Annotated in this window: 20 protein-coding genes; 12 read left to right on the top strand and 8 right to left on the bottom strand. The window is 66.7% G+C overall.

What is annotated here, in order from left to right; translation table 11 throughout:
- Positions 1–62: 62 nt before the first annotated feature.
- Positions 63–362 (bottom strand): hypothetical protein, encoded by a 300-nt coding sequence (locus ACS0OT_RS17230; RefSeq protein ID WP_065178019.1) that lies wholly within the window; start codon positions 360–362, stop codon positions 63–65.
- Positions 363–490: 128 nt separating this feature from the next.
- Between ACS0OT_RS17230 and ACS0OT_RS17235 the strand changes: the two genes are divergently transcribed.
- A complete protein-coding gene (locus tag ACS0OT_RS17235) occupies positions 491–1,090 on the top strand; it encodes a lipocalin family protein (protein ID WP_005419460.1) in 600 nt (199 codons plus the stop codon).
- A 93-nt stretch (positions 1,091–1,183) separates the two neighbouring features.
- Here the strand turns inward: ACS0OT_RS17235 and ACS0OT_RS17240 are convergent, their stop codons facing one another.
- The 3 genes from ACS0OT_RS17240 to ACS0OT_RS17250 all read right to left on the bottom strand — a co-directional run bounded on the left by ACS0OT_RS17240 (position 1,184) and on the right by ACS0OT_RS17250 (position 3,953).
- Positions 1,184–1,873, bottom strand: coding sequence for a methionine ABC transporter permease (locus tag ACS0OT_RS17240; protein WP_164093224.1), 690 nt, complete (start codon positions 1,871–1,873; stop codon positions 1,184–1,186).
- On the bottom strand, positions 1,870–2,877 hold the full coding sequence (locus tag ACS0OT_RS17245; RefSeq protein WP_033834529.1) for a methionine ABC transporter ATP-binding protein: 1,008 nt from the start codon (positions 2,875–2,877) through the stop codon (positions 1,870–1,872). Before ACS0OT_RS17245 ends, ACS0OT_RS17240 begins: the two co-directional genes overlap by 4 nt.
- A gap of 179 nt (positions 2,878–3,056) precedes the next feature.
- Positions 3,057–3,953 (bottom strand): DMT family transporter, encoded by an 897-nt coding sequence (locus ACS0OT_RS17250; protein WP_005419466.1) that lies wholly within the window; start codon positions 3,951–3,953, stop codon positions 3,057–3,059.
- A gap of 143 nt (positions 3,954–4,096) precedes the next feature.
- Here ACS0OT_RS17250 and ACS0OT_RS17255 point away from each other — a divergent pair, with 143 nt between their 5' ends.
- The 3 genes from ACS0OT_RS17255 to ACS0OT_RS17265 all read left to right on the top strand — a co-directional run bounded on the left by ACS0OT_RS17255 (position 4,097) and on the right by ACS0OT_RS17265 (position 6,046).
- On the top strand, positions 4,097–4,579 hold the full coding sequence (locus tag ACS0OT_RS17255; RefSeq protein WP_005419468.1) for a YajQ family cyclic di-GMP-binding protein: 483 nt from the start codon (positions 4,097–4,099) through the stop codon (positions 4,577–4,579).
- A gap of 100 nt (positions 4,580–4,679) precedes the next feature.
- On the top strand, positions 4,680–5,246 hold the full coding sequence (locus tag ACS0OT_RS17260; protein ID WP_033834530.1) for a DUF1415 domain-containing protein: 567 nt from the start codon (positions 4,680–4,682) through the stop codon (positions 5,244–5,246).
- The gene (locus ACS0OT_RS17265; RefSeq protein ID WP_005419471.1) at positions 5,243–6,046 is read left to right on the top strand and encodes an SDR family oxidoreductase; all 804 of its coding nucleotides are present in this window, start codon (positions 5,243–5,245) and stop codon (positions 6,044–6,046) included. The genes ACS0OT_RS17260 and ACS0OT_RS17265 overlap by 4 nt, the downstream gene beginning before the upstream one ends.
- A gap of 102 nt (positions 6,047–6,148) precedes the next feature.
- On the opposite strand, the gene ACS0OT_RS17270 is transcribed toward ACS0OT_RS17265, so the two are convergent.
- On the bottom strand, positions 6,149–8,179 hold the full coding sequence (locus ACS0OT_RS17270; RefSeq protein WP_033835682.1) for a M3 family metallopeptidase: 2,031 nt from the start codon (positions 8,177–8,179) through the stop codon (positions 6,149–6,151).
- A gap of 165 nt (positions 8,180–8,344) precedes the next feature.
- Between ACS0OT_RS17270 and ACS0OT_RS17275 the strand changes: the two genes are divergently transcribed.
- Positions 8,345–8,749 (top strand): hypothetical protein, encoded by a 405-nt coding sequence (locus ACS0OT_RS17275; protein WP_005419475.1) that lies wholly within the window; start codon positions 8,345–8,347, stop codon positions 8,747–8,749.
- A 162-nt stretch (positions 8,750–8,911) separates the two neighbouring features.
- Here ACS0OT_RS17275 and ACS0OT_RS17280 read toward each other — a convergent pair whose 3' ends face one another.
- Complete coding sequence (locus ACS0OT_RS17280; RefSeq protein ID WP_442255913.1) at positions 8,912–10,024, bottom strand: PLP-dependent cysteine synthase family protein; 1,113 nt, start codon at positions 10,022–10,024, stop codon at positions 8,912–8,914.
- A gap of 125 nt (positions 10,025–10,149) precedes the next feature.
- On the opposite strand from ACS0OT_RS17280, the gene gloA reads away from it, so the two are divergent.
- Together gloA and ACS0OT_RS17290 are read left to right on the top strand one after the other, a co-directional pair.
- Positions 10,150–10,668, top strand: coding sequence for a lactoylglutathione lyase (gene gloA / locus ACS0OT_RS17285; RefSeq protein WP_033834977.1), 519 nt, complete (start codon positions 10,150–10,152; stop codon positions 10,666–10,668).
- 95 nt (positions 10,669–10,763) lie between these two features.
- On the top strand, positions 10,764–11,192 hold the full coding sequence (locus tag ACS0OT_RS17290; protein WP_065186215.1) for a VOC family protein: 429 nt from the start codon (positions 10,764–10,766) through the stop codon (positions 11,190–11,192).
- Between the two features lie 67 nt (positions 11,193–11,259).
- Here ACS0OT_RS17290 and ACS0OT_RS17295 read toward each other — a convergent pair whose 3' ends face one another.
- A complete protein-coding gene (locus ACS0OT_RS17295; RefSeq protein ID WP_033834978.1) occupies positions 11,260–11,691 on the bottom strand; it encodes a CBS domain-containing protein in 432 nt (143 codons plus the stop codon).
- A 447-nt stretch (positions 11,692–12,138) separates the two neighbouring features.
- Entirely contained in the window at positions 12,139–13,977 is a 1,839-nt protein-coding gene (glmS, locus tag ACS0OT_RS17300) for a glutamine--fructose-6-phosphate transaminase (isomerizing) (RefSeq protein WP_065186214.1), read from the bottom strand.
- Positions 13,978–14,180: 203 nt separating this feature from the next.
- On the opposite strand from glmS, the gene ACS0OT_RS17305 reads away from it, so the two are divergent.
- The 5 genes from ACS0OT_RS17305 to ACS0OT_RS17325 are packed head-to-tail and all read left to right on the top strand — an operon-like array spanning position 14,181 to position 19,144.
- Complete coding sequence (locus ACS0OT_RS17305) at positions 14,181–15,458, top strand: efflux RND transporter periplasmic adaptor subunit (RefSeq protein WP_235646109.1); 1,278 nt, start codon at positions 14,181–14,183, stop codon at positions 15,456–15,458.
- A gap of 28 nt (positions 15,459–15,486) precedes the next feature.
- Complete coding sequence (locus tag ACS0OT_RS17310) at positions 15,487–16,209, top strand: ABC transporter ATP-binding protein (RefSeq protein ID WP_005419487.1); 723 nt, start codon at positions 15,487–15,489, stop codon at positions 16,207–16,209.
- Positions 16,210–16,219: 10 nt separating this feature from the next.
- Positions 16,220–17,518, top strand: coding sequence for an ABC transporter permease (locus ACS0OT_RS17315; RefSeq protein WP_442255914.1), 1,299 nt, complete (start codon positions 16,220–16,222; stop codon positions 17,516–17,518).
- A 20-nt stretch (positions 17,519–17,538) separates the two neighbouring features.
- Positions 17,539–18,756: an ABC transporter permease gene (locus ACS0OT_RS17320; RefSeq protein WP_005419491.1), complete on the top strand. Its 1,218-nt coding sequence runs from the start codon at positions 17,539–17,541 to the stop codon at positions 18,754–18,756.
- A gap of 16 nt (positions 18,757–18,772) precedes the next feature.
- On the top strand, positions 18,773–19,144 hold the full coding sequence (locus ACS0OT_RS17325; protein ID WP_065178013.1) for a PDZ domain-containing protein: 372 nt from the start codon (positions 18,773–18,775) through the stop codon (positions 19,142–19,144).
- Positions 19,145–19,238: the final 94 nt, after the last annotated feature.

Here is a 19,238-nt window from a genome sequence, read left to right on the forward strand (position 1 = left end):
CCAGGCAGTCATAAGCCGTGGAACGCTAGCACGGAATGCCGCGGCCTCCCCCGTGTCGAAGGTCAGGCCGTGGCCGCCGGGCCGCGCCGGCGACGCGCCTGTCCACCGGTACGCCGCACCTTCGGCAGCCCCGACAGGCGCGGCAGCGGGAAGCGCAGCAGCGCCCACCAGGCCGCGAGCGGCATGCCAATCAGCCACATCGGCAGCCAGCCCAACCACGCGCTGCTGCCACGTGCCGCTGGCCAGACCAGTACCAGCGCCAGTCCGGCCAGCGCCAGTTGCCGCACGCCACGCAGCAGGCGCGGGTCGGCGCGTTCGATGATGCGTTCAGTTGCAGGGCGACGGACGGAACGTGTGTTCATGGGCCTTCTCCGGTAGACAATGCAACACAGCTTGGGCAAGCCCCTTCTCACAGATTGCGACACCATTGACGGATCGCGCACGCTCAGTCGACCATGCTCAGGCAAAGCCCTCCTGAGCCCGCTCCCGCATGACTTCGATCCGCCCGCTCTGCGCCGTGTTGCTGGCCCTGTCCCTGGCGGGCCCCGCCATGGCGGTCGGTGAGCCGCCATCACCCCGTGCCAGCGTCCCGCGCGCCGATCCGGATGCCCCGATCGACCTCAAGCGCTTCATGGGCACCTGGTACGTGATCGGCCGCGTGCCGAACTTCATCGAACGCGGGCACGTCGCCAGCGTCAACGAGTACGAGTTGCGCGACGAGCACAAGGTCGGCATCACCTACCGCTACCGCGACGGCTTCGGCGAACCCCTGCAGGAGATCCGTGCACGCGCCAGCGTCGACCCGGACAGCGGCAACCACGGCTGGCGCACCTGGTTCTACCGCGTGGTGCCGACCCACTCCCGGGTGCTGGACGTCGCCCCGGATTATTCGTGGGCACTGATCGGCTACCCGGGCCGTGAGATGGCCTGGATCTTCTCGCGCACGCCGGACATGGACAAAGCGCTGTACAAGGAGCTGGCCGAGCGCCTGCGCGACGAGTACGGCGTGAACACCGACAAGCTCAAGCGCGTGCCGCAGCATCCGGAACAGGTCGGCAAGCTGGGCTACGAAGTACCGAACGCGCGTTGACCGCACGTGGAATTGCCGGCCAGCGGCCGGCACTACCGTTTCCAGGCAATGGGGTAGAGCCGGCCGCTGGCCGGCTACCAGCAGGCGTAGCGGTTACTTGCGGCTGTAATGCGCGACCAGGCGGTCGCCGAGCATCTGCAGCAGCTGCACCAGGACCAGCAGCAGGACCACGGTGACCAGGGCCACGTCGGTGTGCGAACGCTGGTAGCCGTCGCGGAACGCCAGATCGCCCAGGCCGCCGGAACCGATGGCGCCGCCCATCGCGGTGAAACCGATCAGCGCGACGGTGGTCACCGTCGCACCGGCGATCAGGCCCGGGCGCGCTTCCGGCAGCAACACGCGGGTAACCAGCTGCCAGGTAGTGGCGCCCATTGCCTGGGTAGCTTCGATCACGCCGCGGTCAACCTCGCGCAACGCGGTCTCGACCAGGCGCGCATAGAACGGTGCGGCACCAATAACCAGCGGCACGATCGCACCACGCACGCCCAGCGACGTCCCCATCAGGAACAGGGTGACCGGAATCAGCACGATCATCAGAATGATGAAAGGCACTGAACGCAGCAGGTTCACCACCAGCGCCAGCACGCCATAGGCGAACGGCCGGCGCTTCATCTGCGGTGCGCCGAACAGGTACAGCAGCACACCCAGCGGCAGGCCGATGGCCAGGGTCAGCGGCAGCGAACCGAGCAGCATCAGCAGGGTGTCGATGGTGGCCTGGCCGATGTCGGCCCACTTGCCCGCATCCAGGTGGCGGAAGAAGCCGCCGGCAGCAGCAATGATCATCGACGCAGTTCCTCAACATGCACGCCGGCGGCCACGAACGCGGCCTGGGCGGCGGACTGGTCACCGCCCACCAGGGCGACCACCAGCTGGCCATACGGGGTGTCCTTGATCCGGTCGATGCGGCCGGACAGGATGTTGTAGTCGACCCCGGTCTGCCGCGCGACACTGCCGAGCAGGGGTTCGTAGGTGTCGCCACCGAGGAAGGTCAGGCGCACGATACGGCCGCCAACGGCATCGAAATCACGGTGCAGCGCCCCCTCGTCCACATGCTCCGACTCACTGACGAAACGGCGGGTGGTCGGATGCTGCGGGTGCAGGAACACCCGGGTGACCGGACCGGTTTCGACCATCTGGCCGGCATCGAGCACCGCAACGCGGTCGCAGACACGGCGGATCACGTCCATCTCGTGGGTGATCAGCACAATGGTCAGGCCGAGCTCGCGATTGATCTTTGACAGCAGCGACAGCACCGAAGCGGTGGTCTGCGGATCGAGCGCACTGGTGGCCTCGTCGCACAGCAGGATCTGTGGACGGGTCGCCAGCGCGCGGGCGATACCGACGCGCTGCTTCTGGCCACCGGACAGCTGCGCCGGATACTTCTGCGCATGCGCTTCCAGGCCCACGGTCTGCAGCAGCTCGGCCACGCGCGCGTCGATTTCCGTCTTCGGCGTGCCGGCCAGTTCCAGCGGGAAGGCGACATTGCCCGCCACCGTGCGCGACGACAGCAGGTTGAAGTGCTGGAAGATCATGCCGATGCGCCGACGCAGCGCGCGCAGGCCGTCCGCGTCCAGCGCGGTGACATCCTCACCACCGATCAGCAGCCGGCCACCGCTGGGTTCTTCCAGGCGGTTGATCATGCGGATCAGGGTCGACTTGCCGGCGCCGGAATGGCCGATGATGCCGAAAACCTCACCGGCCTCGATGGTCAGGTCCAACGGTTGCAGCGCGCTGATCTCGCGGCCGGCAACGGCATAGGATTTGTGCAGGCGCTGGAACTCGATCACGGGCGTGGCTCACCGGCTGGGTGACGGAAGGGGGCGTGCAGCCTACCAGCGCAGGCGGTCGCGCGCCCGCGCCATGGGCCAGAATGTTATTCCTTTTGGTTCTAACGTACCTGCTCCGGCGCGGGTTCCGGGGTCGGATCCCCGCAGGGGCTCTGACCCCGCTTCCCGGCCAAACCGGTTCAGGGATGATCCAGCGGCTTCGGTGGTTCCTGCCGGTTGACCCGCTCGCGGTGCAGCAGGTAAAGCCCCGAAGCCACGATGATCGCCGCGCCCACCCAGGTATAGCCATCGGGCAGCTGGCCCCAGAAGGCCAGGTCCCAACCGATCACCCAGACCAGCCCGCTGTACTCCAACGGCGCGATCATCGAGGCCTCGCCCAGCTGGAAGGCCCTGGTCAGGGCGATCTGGCCCAGCGCCCCGGCCAGGCCCATGCCACCGATCAGCGGCGCATGTGCCAGCTGCAGCGGCACCCAGCCGGGTAGGGCCAGCAGGCCGGCACCGATGGCCATGATCACCAGGAACCAGACCACCATCGACTGCGAGGTATCGGTGCGGGTCAGCAGGCTGACCGTGATCGCCGCAATGGCATAGGCGGTGGCCGCGGCCAGCACCATCAGCCCCGGCACCGAGATGAAGCCATCGACGCCCGGCCGCAGCACCACCAGCACGCCGACCAGGCCAATCCCGATGGCGACCCAGCGCCGTGGCCCGACCCGCTCGCCCAGCAGCGGCACCGACAATGCGGCGATCAGCAGCGGGGCCACGAAATAGATGGTGTAGGCAGTGGACAACGGCAGGTCGCGCAGGGCGAACACGAAGCAGCCGATCATCGCCATGCCCAGCGCACCACGCAGCAGGTGCAGCCCCCAGCGGCGCGGCACCAGCGAACGCGGCCCGGCGCTGGCCAGCACCCAGACCAGCACGAACGGCAACGAGGCCGCGCCGCGCAGGAAGGTTACTTCCAGGGTGGGGTAGCTGGCCGACAGCTGCTTCATGCCAGCATCCATCAGCGAGAAGCAGGCGACCGCAGCGACCATCCAGGCCACCGCGCGAGAGGGGGAGCGTTGCACGTTCATGGCCCATTATCGCCCGGTCGTCGCATTCTGTAGAGCTCGGCCGCTCTTCAAAAAGCAGCCGAGCGTGGGCTCGGTTCTACAAACGGCGGGCATGGGGCCCTCGCGATAGAATGGCTGCCACTGAATCCTGCGGAGCATCGCCCATGCCTTCCTTCGACGTCGTGTCCGAAGTCGACACCCACGAACTGACCAACGCCATCGACCAGGCCAACCGCGAACTGGCCACCCGCTTCGATTTCAAGGGCGTGGATGCCAAGTTCGAACGCGATGGCGATGTGATCAACCAGTTCGCGCCGACCGAATTCCAGCTCAAGCAGATGAACGACATCCTGCGTGCACGCCTGGCCGCGCGCGGCATCGATGTGCTCAGCCTGGAGTTCGGCGACATCGAGACCAACCTGGCCCAGGCCCGGCAGAAGATCACCGTCAAGCAGGGCATCGAGCAGAAGATCGCCAAGAAGATCGCCGCTGCGCTGAAGGAAGCCAAGCTGAAGGTTGAAAGCCAGATCAATGGCGACAAGCTGCGCGTGCAGGGCAAGAAGCGCGACGACCTGCAGGACGCCATCGCCGTGCTCAAGGCCGGCAAGTTCGAGTTGCCGCTGCAGTTCAACAATTTCCGCGATTGATCTGGCCGCCGGGCATGGCCCGGCGCCGGCACCTGCGGTACGACGGCGCGTTGCAAGCGACGAGCCTACAATGTCCGCCCCGCCAGCCGACGTGCCCGCCATGACCGACGCCCAACTGCCCACCGAGGACCCGATCGCCGCCACCCGCCTGTGGCTGGAACGCATCGTCATCGGCCTGAACCTGTGCCCGTTCGCCAAGGCGGTCTACGTGAAGGACCAGGTCCGCATCGTGCTCAGCGATGCGACCACGACGGAAGCCCTGGTTGAGCAGCTGGCCGAGGAACTGGTCCTGCTGCGTGATACGCCGGCCGAGCAGATCGATACCACGCTGATCGTGCATCCGCAGGTGCTGACCGATTTCCTCGACTACAACGACTTCCTCGACAACGCCGACGCGGCGATCGAGGCGCTGGACCTGCAGGGCATCCTGCAGGTGGCCAGCTTCCATCCGGATTACCAGTTCGAGGGCGTGGCTGCCGACGACGCCAGCAACTACACCAACCGCGCGCCCTTCCCCACCCTGCACCTGCTGCGCGAAGACAGCGTGGCGCGCGCGGTGGACGTCTATCCGGATCCGGATGTGATCGTCGAGCGCAACATCCAGACCCTGGACCGCATCGGCGTGGACGGCTGGCATCGCCGCCTGCGTGGCGAAGACCTGTCGTGAGCACGGTACCGCCGATTGCCGCTTGGCCGGCCGCGCCGCTGTCGGGCAAGGTGGTGCTGGTCACCGGCGGTGCCAACGGCATCGGCCGTGGCATCGCGCAGGCCGTGCTCGGCGCCGGTGGCCGCGTGCTGATCGGCGACCTCGACATGGAGGCCGGCGAGGCGTGCCTGGCGGAATGGCAGCGTGGTGAGGATGCCGTGTTCCAGCGCCTGGATATCACCGACGAAGCCAGCGTGCGCGCCTTCATCGCCGTGGCCCTGCAGCGTTTCGGCCGCATCGACGGGCTGGTCAACAACGCGGGAATTGCCAGCCCGCACGGCACGCTGCTGCAGGACATGGACTGGGACGAGTGGCAGCGCCGGCTGTCTTCGCTGCACGGCGCGTTCCTGTGCAGCAAGCATGCGTTGCCGGCGCTGACCGCCAGCGCCGCCGGTGCGATCATCAACATCGCCTCGACCCGCGCCTGGCAATCCGAAGCACACAGCGAAGCCTATGCCGCAGCCAAGGGCGGGCTGGTGGGCTTCACCCATGCGCTGGCGATCAGCAGCGGCCCGGCGGTGCGGGTGAACAGCATCAGTCCCGGCTGGATCGGCACCTGCGAGTGGCAGGCACCCTCACGGCGACACGCACCGGAGTATTCGGCCACCGACCATGCGCAACACCCGGTCGGCCGCGTCGGCCAGCCGGAGGACATCGGTGCGTTGGCCGTATACCTGCTGTCATCACTGTCCGGTTTCAGTACCGGCCAGGATTTCATCGTCGACGGCGGCATGACCCGGAAGATGATCTACGCCGAATGACCCGCCACCGGTAGTGCCGGCCGCTGGCCGGCATTCCGGTAGATCCACGCCATGCGTGGATGGCGGTGAAGTGCCAACCGGGGTTGGCACCTACCCGACGCCTTACGCCATGCCCGAGTGGCGCAGCAGCGCATCGATCTGCGGAGCACGGCCGCGGAAGGCCTTGAAGTTGTCCGCCGCCGGGCGGCTGCCACCGCGCGACAGGATCTCATCACGGAAGCGTGCACCGGTTTCAGCCAGTGCCTGCGGCGCTTCCTCGAAAGCGGCATAGGCGTCGGCGCTGAGTACCTCGGCCCACTTGTAGCTGTAGTAACCCGCGGCGTAACCGCCCGCAAAGATGTGGCTGAACTGGTGCGGGAAGCGGTTCCAGGCCGGCGGGTGGTTCACCGCCACTTCCGCGCGCACGCGGTCCAACAGTGCCAGCACGCTGTCCTGCGCTGGTTCGAACTGGCTGTGCAGCAGCATGTCGAACAGGCCGAACTCCAGCTGGCGGACGGTGGCCATGCCGCTGTGGAAGTTGCGCGCGGCCAGCATGCGCTCGTACAGCGCGCGCGGCAGCGGCTCGCCGCTGTCCACGTGCGCGGTCATCGCCTGCAAGTGATCCCATTCCCAGCAGAAGTTCTCCATGAACTGGCTGGGCAGCTCCACCGCATCCCATTCCACGCCGTTGATGCCGGCGACGCCCAGTTCGCCGATGCGGGTCAGGAGCTGGTGCAGGCCGTGGCCCATCTCATGGAACAGCGTGGTCACTTCGTTGTGGCTGAAGGTGGCCGGCTTGCCGTTGGCACCGCGGCCGAAGTTGCACACCAGGTAGACCAGCGGCGTCTGCACGCTGCCGTCGGTGCGCACGCGACGGTTGCGGCAATCATCCATCCACGCTCCGCCGCGCTTGCCCTCGCGGGCGTACAGGTCCAGGTAGAACTGGCCAACCAGCGCACCCTGCGCATCGACCAACCGGAAGAAGCGCACATCCTCGTGCCACACCGGCGCGCTGTCCTCCTGCACGCGCAGGCCGTACAGCTGCTCGATCACCGAGAACAGGCCGCCCAGTACCTTCGGCTCGGTGAAATACTGCTTCACCTCCTGCTCGGAATAGCTGTAACGCGCCTGCTTCAGGCGGTCGGCGGCGAAGGCCAGGTCCCAGGCCTGCAGGCTGTCGATGCCGAGCTGTTCGCGCGCGAACTGCTCCAGCTCGGCGCGGTCCCTGGCGGCGAACGGCTTGGCGCGCGCGGCCAGGTCACGCAGGAAACCGAGCACTTCGGCCGGGTCCTGCGCCATCTTGGTCGCCACCGAGTAATGGCCGTACGAATCGAAGCCGAGCAACGCAGCCAGTTCGGCGCGCAGGGCAAGGATGCGGTCGATGTTGCCGCTGTTGTCCAGTGCGTCATCGCCGAATTCGGACGCACGCTGGGCGCTGGCGCGGTACAGGATCTCGCGAAGGTCGCGGTCCTCGCCCCAGGTCTGCACCGGCAGGTAGCACGGCATCTGCAGGGTCAGTTTCCAGCCGGCCTTGCCGTCCTTCTGTGCTGCGGCATGCGCGGCGGCCTTCACGTCTTCCGGCAGGCCCTTCAGCCGCGCTTCGTCTTCGATGATCAGCGACCAGGCATCGGTAGCGTCGAGCACGTTCTGCGAGAACTTCGCCGACAGCGCCGACAGTTCTTCCTTGATCGCAGCAAAACGCTGCTGCGCCTCGGGCGCCAGCTCGGCGCCGCCCAGGCGGAAGTCGCGCAGGGTGTTGTCCAGCACCTTGCGCTGGGCTTCATCGAAATGCGCCGCCTCCGGGCTGGCGGCCAGCGCCTGGTACTGGCGGTAAAGCGCCAGGTTCTGCCCCAGCACACTGGCGAAGCGGGTCACCCGCGGCAGGTTGCTGTTGTAGGCCTCGCGCAGCTCCGGGGTGTTGACCACGCCCTGCAGGTGGCCGACCAGGCCCCAGGCGCGCCACAGGCGCTCGGTGGCATCGTCCAGCGGGGTCACGAAGGTCTGCCAGGTGACCGGCTGCACCTGCTCGGCTGCGCTGACGGCGGCTTCGGCCTCGGCCAGCAGCACATCCAGCGCCGGCGCCACGTGCTCGGGGCGGATCGCCTCGAAGCGCGGCAGGCCGGAAAAATCGAGCAGGGGGTTGGCAACGGTCACGGCAGGTCTCCAGAGTACGGGCCCGGCAGGCGGGCAGCCCGGTAGATATGGCGCTGCCAGGCATCGCTGACAAGGGGGCACGGTATTCACATCGGCCTTACGCGCGCCCCCCGAAGCTCTGGGTGCGGGGGAGTCCGCAGCGGCACGTACCGAACGAGGCCCCACATGGAAGGTCTGGCTGCAGTTGCATCCGCCTCACCGGCGCGGTCGCTGGCACTGTCTGCCAGCGCGGCCGAACTGGCCTGGATCGCCGCGCTGTGCGATGCCGGCGACGACGCCCCGCGCCACCTGCAGCAGTTGCAGGCGGTGCTGCAGCAGGGCGGCACGTTCAATGAAAGCCAGGAGTGGTACCCGTTCGAAGTAGTCGAGCGCGGCGCCAGCCAGCTGCAGCTGGGCCATGAGCGCGAGTTCGTGATCTGCGTGTTGCTGTGGTTGCAGGCATTGGCCCAGGGCCGCGCCAGCATCCTGGATCCCACCCTGCACCTGGATGACCGTGCGATGGACATCGAGGCGTTGCCCGATGCACTGCGCGACGCGGTGCTCGACGCCTTCACCGCGGCGGGATATTGAGACGCCCCGGCGACCGGGTAGAGTCGACTTTCGCGCGCAGCGCGGGATTTTCGCGACCTGAACGTAGAGCAGTCGACTAACAGTCGACTCTACCAATCGACGCACGCCTCTGCGGTGCCCCCCTGGCATCGCCGGCATGGCCCGGCGAGAGCGTCGTCCATGCTACAGCGCTTCCAGGCTGCACCACGGCAGCTCGGGCAACCCCTGCCCGGCCACCGCCGCGGCCAGCTGTGCATCGGCGCCGTCGACATCGATGCCCTGGCGCAGGTACCACGCCGGGTCGTAATAGCTCTGCGCGTAGCGTTCGCCGCTGTCGCACAGGATGCTGACGATGCTGCCCTGGTGGCCCGCCTCGCGCATCCATTGCGCGGCCTGCAGCACGCCGATGAAGTTGGTGCCGGTGGAGCCACCGACGCGGCGGCCGAGCTGGCGGCTGACATGGCGCATCGCGGCCAGGCTCAGCGCGTCGGGTACCTTGACCATCGCATCGACGCTGGTCGGGATGAAGCTCGGCTCCACCCGTGGCCGGCCGATGCCCTCCACGCGCGAGCCACCACTGCAGGTCAGGTCGCGCCAGTCCTGTTCACCGGCCACGGCGGCCCGGTAACCGTCGACGAACACCGACACTTCCGGGTCCGCGCACAGGATGCGGGTGTCGTGGCGGCGGTAGCTGACATAGCGGCCCAGGGTGGCGGCGGTACCGCCGGTGCCGGGGCTGCACACGATCCATTCCGGAACCGGGCTGGGCTCTTCGGCCATCTGCTTGAAGATGGACTCGGCGATGTTGTTGTTGGCACGCCAGTCGGTCGCGCGCTCAGCGTAGGTGAACTGGTCCATGAAGTGGCCACCGGTTTCACGGGCCAGCTTTTCCGAATCACAGTTGAGGTCGCAGGCGCGTTCGACAAGATGGCAGCGGCCGCCTTGGAACTCAATCGCGGCGATCTTTTCAGGCGAGGTGGTGGCCGGGATCACTGCAATGAACGGCAGGCCGAGCAGGCGCGCGAAATAGGCTTCGGACACCGCCGTCGAGCCGCTGGACGCCTCGATCACCGGTCGCCCTTCGCGCAGCCAGCCATTGGCCAGCGCATACAGGAACAGCGAGCGCGCCAGCCGGTGCTTGAGGCTGCCGGTGGGATGGCTCGACTCATCCTTCAGGTACACATCGATGCCCTCGAACCCGGGCAGCGCCAGCGGGATCAGGTGGGTATCGGCGGAGCGGTTGAAATCGGCTTCAATCTTGCGGATGGCGGCGGCCACCCATTCACGCTGCGACATGGCGGGCAATCGTTGTCAGGACGGAACGGTGCGATCCGGCCATTGTACGTCGCGGTACCGTCAGGTGCTGGCCGGTAGAATGCCCCCATCCGGCCGGCAACGGCCCTGTCTGAAGGACCTCCCCCATGACCATTCCCGCCCTGCGCGATGTCCCCGGCGTCGCCGCCCAGGCCCCGGCCGAAACCACCGGCTTCGTGTTCAACCACACCATGCTGCGGGTGAAGGACATCACCGCCTCGCTGGACTTCTACACCCGCGTGCTCGGCTACCAGCTGATCGACAAGCGCGACTTTCCCGAAGCCCAGTTCAGCCTGTACTTCCTGGCCTACGTCCCAGCTGGCGTGGCGGTTCCGGAAGATGACAGCCAGCGCCGCCTGTGGATGGCCGGCCTGCCGGGCGTGCTGGAACTGACCCACAACCACGGCACCGAGAGCCAGGACGGCGCGGTCTACCACGACGGCAACAGCGACCCGCGCGGCTTCGGCCACATCTGCGTGTCGGTGCCGGACATCGAGGCGGCCTGCCAGCGCTTCGAGGACCTCGGGGTAACCTTCCAGAAGCGCCTGACCGACGGCCGCATGAAGAACCTGGCCTTCATCAAGGACCCGGACGGCTACTGGGTCGAGATCATCGCCAACGTCTGACCCCGAAAAGGGGACGAAGGGGATTAAGCCGTTTCTGGCATTATTGTGCTGGAAGCGACTTAATCCCCTCCGTCCCCTTTTTCTGTGAGGTTCGTATGGAAACGATGGAACTGCACCGTGGCCGCCTGATCGACCACATCCAGCTGGTGGTGCGTGACCTGGCCGCCAGCCGCCGCTTCTACCAGGCAGTGTTCGATACGATCGGCATCCCACTGGGCGGCGAAGGGCCAGACTTCTTCTGGGCCGACGAGCTGTTCATTTCCAGCGCCAGCAGCCGTGCCGCCGCCGGCCAGTTGACCGGCCGCCACCATGTCGCCTTCCAGGCGCGCGACAGCGCAACTGTTGATGCCTTCCACACTGCCGCGATCGCCGCCGGCGGTACCGACAATGGCGCGCCAGGCGAACGCCCCTACCACCCGGGCTACTACGGCGCCTTCGTGCTCGACCCCGATGGCAACAACATCGAAGTGGTCTATCACGGGCCGGCGAACTACAGCGCCGATTCGGTGAAGGTCACTTTCTGATATCACCGGCGCCGTGAATGAAGAAGCCGGGCAATGCCCGGCTTCTCTGCTTCCAGCGCTGCGGCCCTCAGTGGGCGGCCATGTAGATGTCCTGCAGCACGGCCTTTTCCAGTTCCAGCTCGCCCAGCAGGTTCTTCACGATATCGCCCAGGCTGAGGATGCCGACCAGGCGGGTGCCTTCAGTGACCATCAGGTGACGGCGCCGCGAGTACGTCATCAATGACATGGCCTGTTTCAGCGTGGCGTCCGGCGCAATGCCCTCCAGACCGGTGGACGGCAGGCTGGAAATCACCCGGCGGCCGGCCTGCGGGCCGTCGTCGGCCAGGGTGCGCACGATGTCCTTCTCGGAAATGATGCCGACCGGGGCATCGTCCTTCATCACCACCAGCGCAGCGATCCTGTTCGCGCTCATCTTGTGGGCGGCGGCACCGATCGTGTCTTCGGCATCGATGGTGATGACAGCTTCTTTCTTGGATTGCAGGAGTTCGCGGACGTTCATTCTTGTTTCCTGGTGCAGGTCACTGAAGTCAAAAAAGTGTGCTCTTCCGATACGCCCCCTCCCAGGGAACAGACCTTTCAGCGCACGTCTGGCGCACCCGTCTGCCGCTTGGAATCACTCGGCAGACGATGTGCTGCAACGCGAACGAGGCGGGTTCAATCGCTCAACCCTAACCTCGGCCAGATCGATTCTACGACTGCGACCCTCGGTCACTACCGGCATCGATAGGACAGTTCGTCGTGGGAACCAACTGACGATCCAGAGAATGGCACCGTGGCTGAAACCGCCGCTGAATACAGGCGGCTTCGCGCATTAAAGAATGATTGCCTGCTGCCGACGACGGACAGAACGCCCGGAGGCTGTCCCACTTCGTACTGCGTCCGGCACAAACGAAAGGGGCCTCGCAGGCCCCTTTCGCATGCAGCATCCCACAGCTCCGGGAATGCCTTACTCCACCGTCACGCTCTTGGCCAGGTTGCGCGGCTTGTCCACGTCGGTGCCGCGTGCCAGCGCGGTGTGGTAGGCCAGCAGCTGCACCGGGATGGTGTGCACGATCGGGCTGAGCACGCCGGCATGGCGCGGCGTGCGGATCACATGTACGCCTTCGGACGCGTTGAAGTTGCTGTCCTGGTCGGCGAACACGAACAGCTCGCCACCACGCGCACGCACTTCCTGCATGTTCGACTTCACCTTCTCCAGCAGGCTGTCGTTCGGCGCGATCACCACCACCGGCATGTCCTCGTCCACCAGCGCCAGCGGACCATGCTTCAGCTCACCGGCCGGGTAGGCCTCGGCGTGGATGTAGGAGATTTCCTTGAGCTTGAGCGCGCCTTCCAGCGCGATCGGGTAATGCAGGCCGCGGCCCAGGAACAATGCGCTGCTCTTGCGCGCGAAACGCTCGGCCCAGGCGGCGATCTGTGGCTCCATGTTCAGGGCGTGCTGCACGCTGCCCGGCAGGAAGCGCAGCTGCTCCAGGTAGTCCGCTTCCTGCGCCGCGTCGATGCGGCCATGCAGCTTGCCCAGCACCACGGTCAGCTGGAACAGTGCGGCCAGCTGGGTGGTGAAGGCCTTGGTCGAGGCCACGCCGATCTCGGCGCCGGCGCGGGTGTAGCAGACCAGTTCGCTGGCGCGCGGGATCGCACTTTCCGGCACGTTGCAGATCGACAGCGTGTGCTGGTGGCCCAACGATTTGGCGTACTTCAGCGCTTCCATCGTATCCAGCGTTTCGCCGGACTGCGAGATGGTCACGATCAGATGCTTGGGGTTCGCGTAGGCCGCGCGATAGCGGTACTCGCTGGCGATTTCCACGCTGCACGGCAGGCCGGCGATGGCTTCGATCCAGTAGCGCGCGGTCAGGCCCGAGTAGTAGCTGGTGCCGCAGGCGATGATCTGCACGCCTTCGATGCCCGACAGCACCGCTTCGGCGTTCTTGCCGAACAGCCCGGCCGGGAAACCACCGGCATCGATCGCCGCCTCGATGGTGTCGCCCAGCGCGCGCGGCTGCTCGTGGATTTCCTTCTGCATGAAGTGGCGGTACGGGCCCAGCTCCAGCGATGCCAGCGACACGTCGGACAGGTGCACGTCGCGCTCGACCGGCTGGTCGTGCTCATCGAAAATGCGCACGCCGTCGCGACGGATCTCAGCGGTGTCGCCCTCTTCCAGGAAGATCACCTTGCGCGTGGCCGAGATCACGGCCGAGACGTCGGAGGCGACGAAGTTCTCTCCCTCGCCCAGGCCGACCAGCAGCGGGCAGCCCATGCGCGCGCAGACGAAGCGCTCCGGCTCGGCGCGGCTGACCACGGCCAGCGCGTAGGCACCGGTCAGCTCCTTCACCGTGTGCTGCAGCGCCACCAGCAGGTCGTCGCCGCCCTTCAGATGATGGTGGATCAGGTGCGCGATGACCTCGGTGTCGGTCTGCGATTCAAACGTGTAGCCCAGCGCGCGCAGCTTCTCGCGCTGCTCTTCGTGGTTCTCGATGATGCCGTTGTGCACCAGCGCCACACCGTGGCTGATGTGCGGATGTGCATTGGCCTCGGTGACACCGCCGTGGGTGGCCCAGCGGGTGTGGCCGATGCCCAGCACCGCATTGAAGCCCTCGGCCTCGGCCGCCGTGGCCATTTCCGACACTCGACCGGTACGACGGACGCGACGGACTTCGGGGCGCTCGGCGTGGTCGATCACTGCGATGCCCGAGGAGTCGTAACCACGGTACTCGAGCCGCTTCAGGCCTTCGATCAGTACCGGCACCACATCGCGATCAGCGATTGCGCCCACGATTCCACACATGTCACGCGATTCCTTGGAGACGATCGGCGCATTCTAGCCTGCGTGTCCGGCTTCCCCCTCCTGTCCGCTTAATGAAAGTGTCCGGAAAGGTGTCCGCGGACACCCGGACACTCCCCCGAAATCCCCAACCCCTTGACCTGAAAGGAAATAAGGTTGGCACGCTACGTGCTTGGTATTGGCTACCACCGTCAGGCACGCACCCGATGATCCGCGACACTTCCGCACAGGACCAGATCGTTTCCTCCGCCCCGGCCGGCACCACCCGCGCCAGCTGGCATCGCTACCGCTGGCTGGCGCTGGGCGCCATTGCGCTGCTCGCCGGCATCGGCTGGGCGGTCCATGCCTGGTCCAATGCCAGCCGCTCCTTCGACAGCAGCCGCGTGCGCATCGCCGAGGTGAAGCGGGGCGACCTGGTCCGTGACATCGCTGCCGACGGCCGCGTGATCGCCGCCAACAGCCCGATCCTGTACGCGATCTCGGCCGGTACCGTGGACCTGAAGGTCGTCGCCGGTGACGTGGTCAAGAAGGGCCAGGAGCTGGCGATCATCGACAGCCCGGAACTGCGCAGCAAGCTGGCCCAGGAACAGGCAACGCTGGCCGGCCTGGAAGCCGAGGCCAGCCGCGCCGCGCTGGACGCGACCCTGGCCCGTGCCAAGTCACGCAAGGAAACCGACCAGGCCACCATCGAACGCCAGGCCGCCGACCGCGACCTGCAGCGCTACCAGCGCGGCTACGACGGCGGTGCGGTGCCGCAGATCGACCTGGCCAAGGCGAAGGACTCGCTGAAGAAGGCCGACATCACCCTGGCCAACGCCACCACCGACGCGCGCCTGCAGAGCCAGGGCGCCGACCTGGATGCCCGCAACAAGCGCCTGCTGGCCGACCGCCAGAAGGCCGTGGTGGCCGAAGTGCAACGCCAGGTCGATGCACTGACCCTGCGCGCCCCGTTCGATGGCCAGGTCGGCCAGGTCCAGGCGGTGCAGTCCACCAACCTGGCCGCCAACGCGCCGGTGCTGGGCGTGGTCGACCTGTCCAAGTTCGAGGTCGAGATCAAGGTGCCGGAGAGCTTCGCCCGCGACCTGGCGATCGGCATGCCGGCCCAGCTGACCGGCGGCAACGGCCAGCCGTTCCCGGGCGAGATCAGCGCGGTATCACCGGAAGTCGTCAACGGCGAGGTCAACGCCCGCGTGCGCTTCGCCAGCGCGCAGCCGGAAGGCCTGCGCCAGAGCCAGCGGATGTCGGTGCGCGTGCTGCTCGATACCCGCAAGAACGTGCTGAAGGTCGAGCGCGGCCCGTTCGTCGAACAGGGCAACGGCATGGCCTACGTGATGGATGGCCGCACCGCCGTGCGCCGCCCGGTGGAACTGGGCGTCAGCAGCCTGGGCGAAGTGGAAATCAAGTCGGGTGTGCAGCCGGGCGACCGCATCGTGGTCTCCGGCAGCGACCTGTTCAAGGACGCCGAACGCGTCTCCGTCAACTGATACCTGAATCCTGGAGAGAGGACACCCCATGTACATGCTCGAAATGCGTTCGGTCGCCAAGGTCTTCCGCACCGAACAGGTGGAAACCCACGCGTTGCGCTCCCTGGAACTGCAGGTCAAGGAAGGCGAGTTCGTCGCCGTCACCGGTCCGTCCGGTTCCGGCAAGACCACCTTCCTCAACATCGCCGGCCTGCTGGAAACCTTCACCAGCGGTACCTACATGCTGGACGGGCAGGATGTGAGCACGCTGGGCGATGACGCCCGCAGCCGCCTGCGCAACCAGAAGATCGGCTTCATCTTCCAGGGCTTCAACCTGATCCCCGACCTCAACCTGTTCGACAACGTCGACGTGCCGCTGCGCTATCGGAAGATGAGCGCCAACGAACGCCGCGAACGCATCGAGAAGGCGCTGACCCAGGTCGGCCTGGGCTCGCGCATGAAGCACTACCCGAACGAGCTGTCCGGCGGTCAGCAGCAGCGTGCGGCGATCGCGCGTGCACTGGCCGGCAGCCCGCGCCTGCTGCTGGCCGACGAACCGACCGGCAACCTGGATACGCAGATGGCGCGTGGCGTGATGGAACTGCTGGAGGAGATCAATGCCGCCGGCACCACCATCGTAATGGTCACCCACGACCCGGAACTGGCCGCGCGTGCGCAGCGCAACGTGCACATCGTCGACGGCCAGGTCACCGACCTGGTGCGCGAGCCGGTGCTGGCCACGCCGCGCCACATCGTCGCCGTCAACGAGTGAGGGCATTCCCATGTTCGCCTACTACGCCCGATTGGCGGTACGCAGTTTCCGCCGCAACAAGGTCCTGACTGCGCTGATGGTGGTAGCCATCGCCCTCGGCATCGGTGCCTCGATGACCACCCTGACCGTGTTCCACGTGCTGTCCGGCGACCCGATCCCCGGCAAGAGTGACCGGCTGTTCTATGTGCAGCTCGATGCCGCGACCGGCGCCTATGTCGCGGGCGAGGAGCCGGAAACACAGTTGACCCGCTTCGACGGTGAAGCCCTGCTGCGCGAAGCCAAGGGCGAGCGCCAGGCGCTGATGAGCGGCGGCGGCGGCACCATCGAACCGGACAACAGCACCCTCAAGCCCTTCAGCATCGACACCCGCTGGACCTCGGCCGATTTCTTCCCGATGTTCGAGGTGCCCATGCAGTACGGCCGCCCGTGGACGCGCGAGGACGACGAAGGCCGCGCACGCGTGGTGGTCATCTCCAAGGCGCTCAACGACAAGCTTTACCAGGGCGCCAACAGCGTAGGCCGCGACCTGCGCATGGAAGGCCAGAGCTACCGCATCGTCGGCGTGATGAAGGAGTGGAGCCCGGAACCGCACTTCTACGACCTGACCACCGGCAGCTACGGCAAGAACGAGGACCTGCTGCTGCCGATTTCCACGTCCTTCGACCTGAAACTGGGCAGCAACGGCAACATGAACTGCTTCGGCGAAAATCCCGACGGCAACAGCTACTCGCTCAATGCGCCGTGCGCGTGGCTGCAGTACTGGGTGGAGATGGACCCGGTCAAGGCCGCCGACTACCGCCGCTACCTGGAGAACTATTCGAGCCAGCAGCGCCAGGCCGGCCGCTTCAAGCACCCGCCGAACGTGCGCCTGCGCACCGTGATGGAATGGCTGGACTTCAACGGCGCGGTGCCCAGCGATGTGCGCCTGCAGCTGTGGCTGGCACTGGGTTTCCTGGGGGTCTGCCTGGTCAACACGGTGGGCCTGCTGCTGGCCAAGTTCCTGCGCCGCAGTGGTGAGATCGGCGTGCGCCGCGCACTCGGTGCCAGCCGTGGCCAGATCTTCCTGCAGTGCCTGGTGGAAGCCGGCGCGGTCGGCGTGGTCGGGGGCGTGCTGGGCATCGGCCTGGCCCTGCTGGGCCTGTTCGCGGTGCGCCAGCAACCGGTGGAGTACGCAAAGCTGGCCCACCTGGACGGCAACATGCTGCTGCTTGCGCTGGGCTTGACCCTGTTCGCCAGCCTTGCCGCCGGTTTCCTGCCTGCCTGGCGCGCCATGCAGGTCACTCCGGCCATCCAGCTCAAGTCGCAGTAAGCACCCGAACGAGGACTCCCATGGACATCCGCCCCATCCTCAGCACGCTGCGCCGGCACAAGACTGCCGCTGCCCTGATCGTGCTGGAAGTCGCACTGACCTGCGCCATCGTCTGCAACGCGCTGTTCCTGGTCAGCCAGCGCGTGGAGAAGATCAGCATGCCCAGCGGCATCGCCGAGAACGAACTGGTGATGCTCCGCGTCAGCGGCATCGGCAAGCAGACCGATGCCATGGCCCGCACCCGTGAGGACCTGGCGTCATTGCGTGCGCTTCCCGGCGTCAGCAACGTCACCATCATCAACCAGGTGCCTTTCCGCAACGGCTCGTCCAGCAGCAGCATCTCGCGGGAGATCGACCAGGAACGGCCGACCACCAACGCCTCGATGTACACCCTGTCCGAGAACGGGCTGGCCACGATGGGCATCAACCTGATCGCCGGCCGCGATTTCCTGCCCGGCGAGTACCAGAACTTCGAAGACGCCAGCAAGGGGGGCGCCAAGGAAAACGCCATCCCGGTCATCCTCACCCAGGCCACCGCCGCCAAGATGGAACCCAACGGCAGCGCGCTGGGCAAGACCTACTACATGGGCAAGCAGCCGCTGCATGTGGTCGGCATCGTCGACACGCTGAGCACGCCCAACGGCTGGAATGACAACTGGACGAACTCCATGCTGCTGCCCATGCGGCGCACCTTCGACGAGGGTGGCACCTATGTGCTGCGCACTTCGCCGGAACGCCGCCAGGAGGTGCTTGATGCGGGGGCTGCTGTACTGGAGCGCAATGACCCCAACCGGCTGATGCGCGACAAGCTGACCTATGAAGACCAGCGCAAGGACTTCTTCAAGAACGACCGCGCGATGGTTGGCCTGCTGATCACCGTCAGCGTCTCGCTGCTGGTGGTGACCGCACTGGGCATCATCGGCCTGGCCAGCTTCTGGGTGCAGCAGCGCAGCAAGCAGATCGGCATCCGCCGCGCACTCGGTGCCACCCGCGGCCAGATCCTGCGCTACTTCCAGACCGAGAACTTCCTGCTGGCCTCGCTGGGCATCGTGCTGGGCATGCTGGCAGCCTACGCGATCAACCTGGCACTGATGAACCTCTACGAGCTGCCACGCATGCCCCTGTACTACCTGCCGCTGGGCGCGCTTCTGCTGTGGGTGCTGGGCCAGATCGCGGTGTTCGGGCCGGCCCGGCGCGCGGCAGCGGTCCCGCCCGCAGTCGCCACGCGGGGCGCGTGAGGTGCGTGCCTGCCGAATGCTGTTGATGGCACTGCTGCCACTGCCGGCGCTGGCCGGCGGTGGCAGCTCGCAGACGCTGGAATGGCGCCAGGATGATGCCCGCCTGGCGCTCCGCTCGACCGAGGGCCAGGTACGGGTGGACGCCGCGCGTCCGGAAGCCCGCTTCGGCGTGCGCAGCGGCGACCGCATCCTGCGCTTGGACGATACGGCCGTGCGGCGGATCGAGCATCTTGCCGATGCACTGCGGCATTCCAGTGCCCCGACTGTGTACCTGTTGCTGCGCCGCGACAAACGCGAGCTCACCGTCCCGGTGGACGCCACCTCGTGGCGGCTGGCGCTGGCCGCTCCGCCACCGCCGGCACCACCGCCTCCACCAGCGCGGCGCTGAAACCAGCCCGCCCTCGTCGCCACGGCTTTGGCTATGCTTGATGGGTGGCGCCGGGCTCTCCCGGCGTATGGATACGAACACGGCTCCATCGGCG

Source organism: Stenotrophomonas maltophilia group sp. RY12688, from assembly GCF_052149045.1.
Lineage (GTDB): Bacteria > Pseudomonadota > Gammaproteobacteria > Xanthomonadales > Xanthomonadaceae > Stenotrophomonas > Stenotrophomonas sepilia.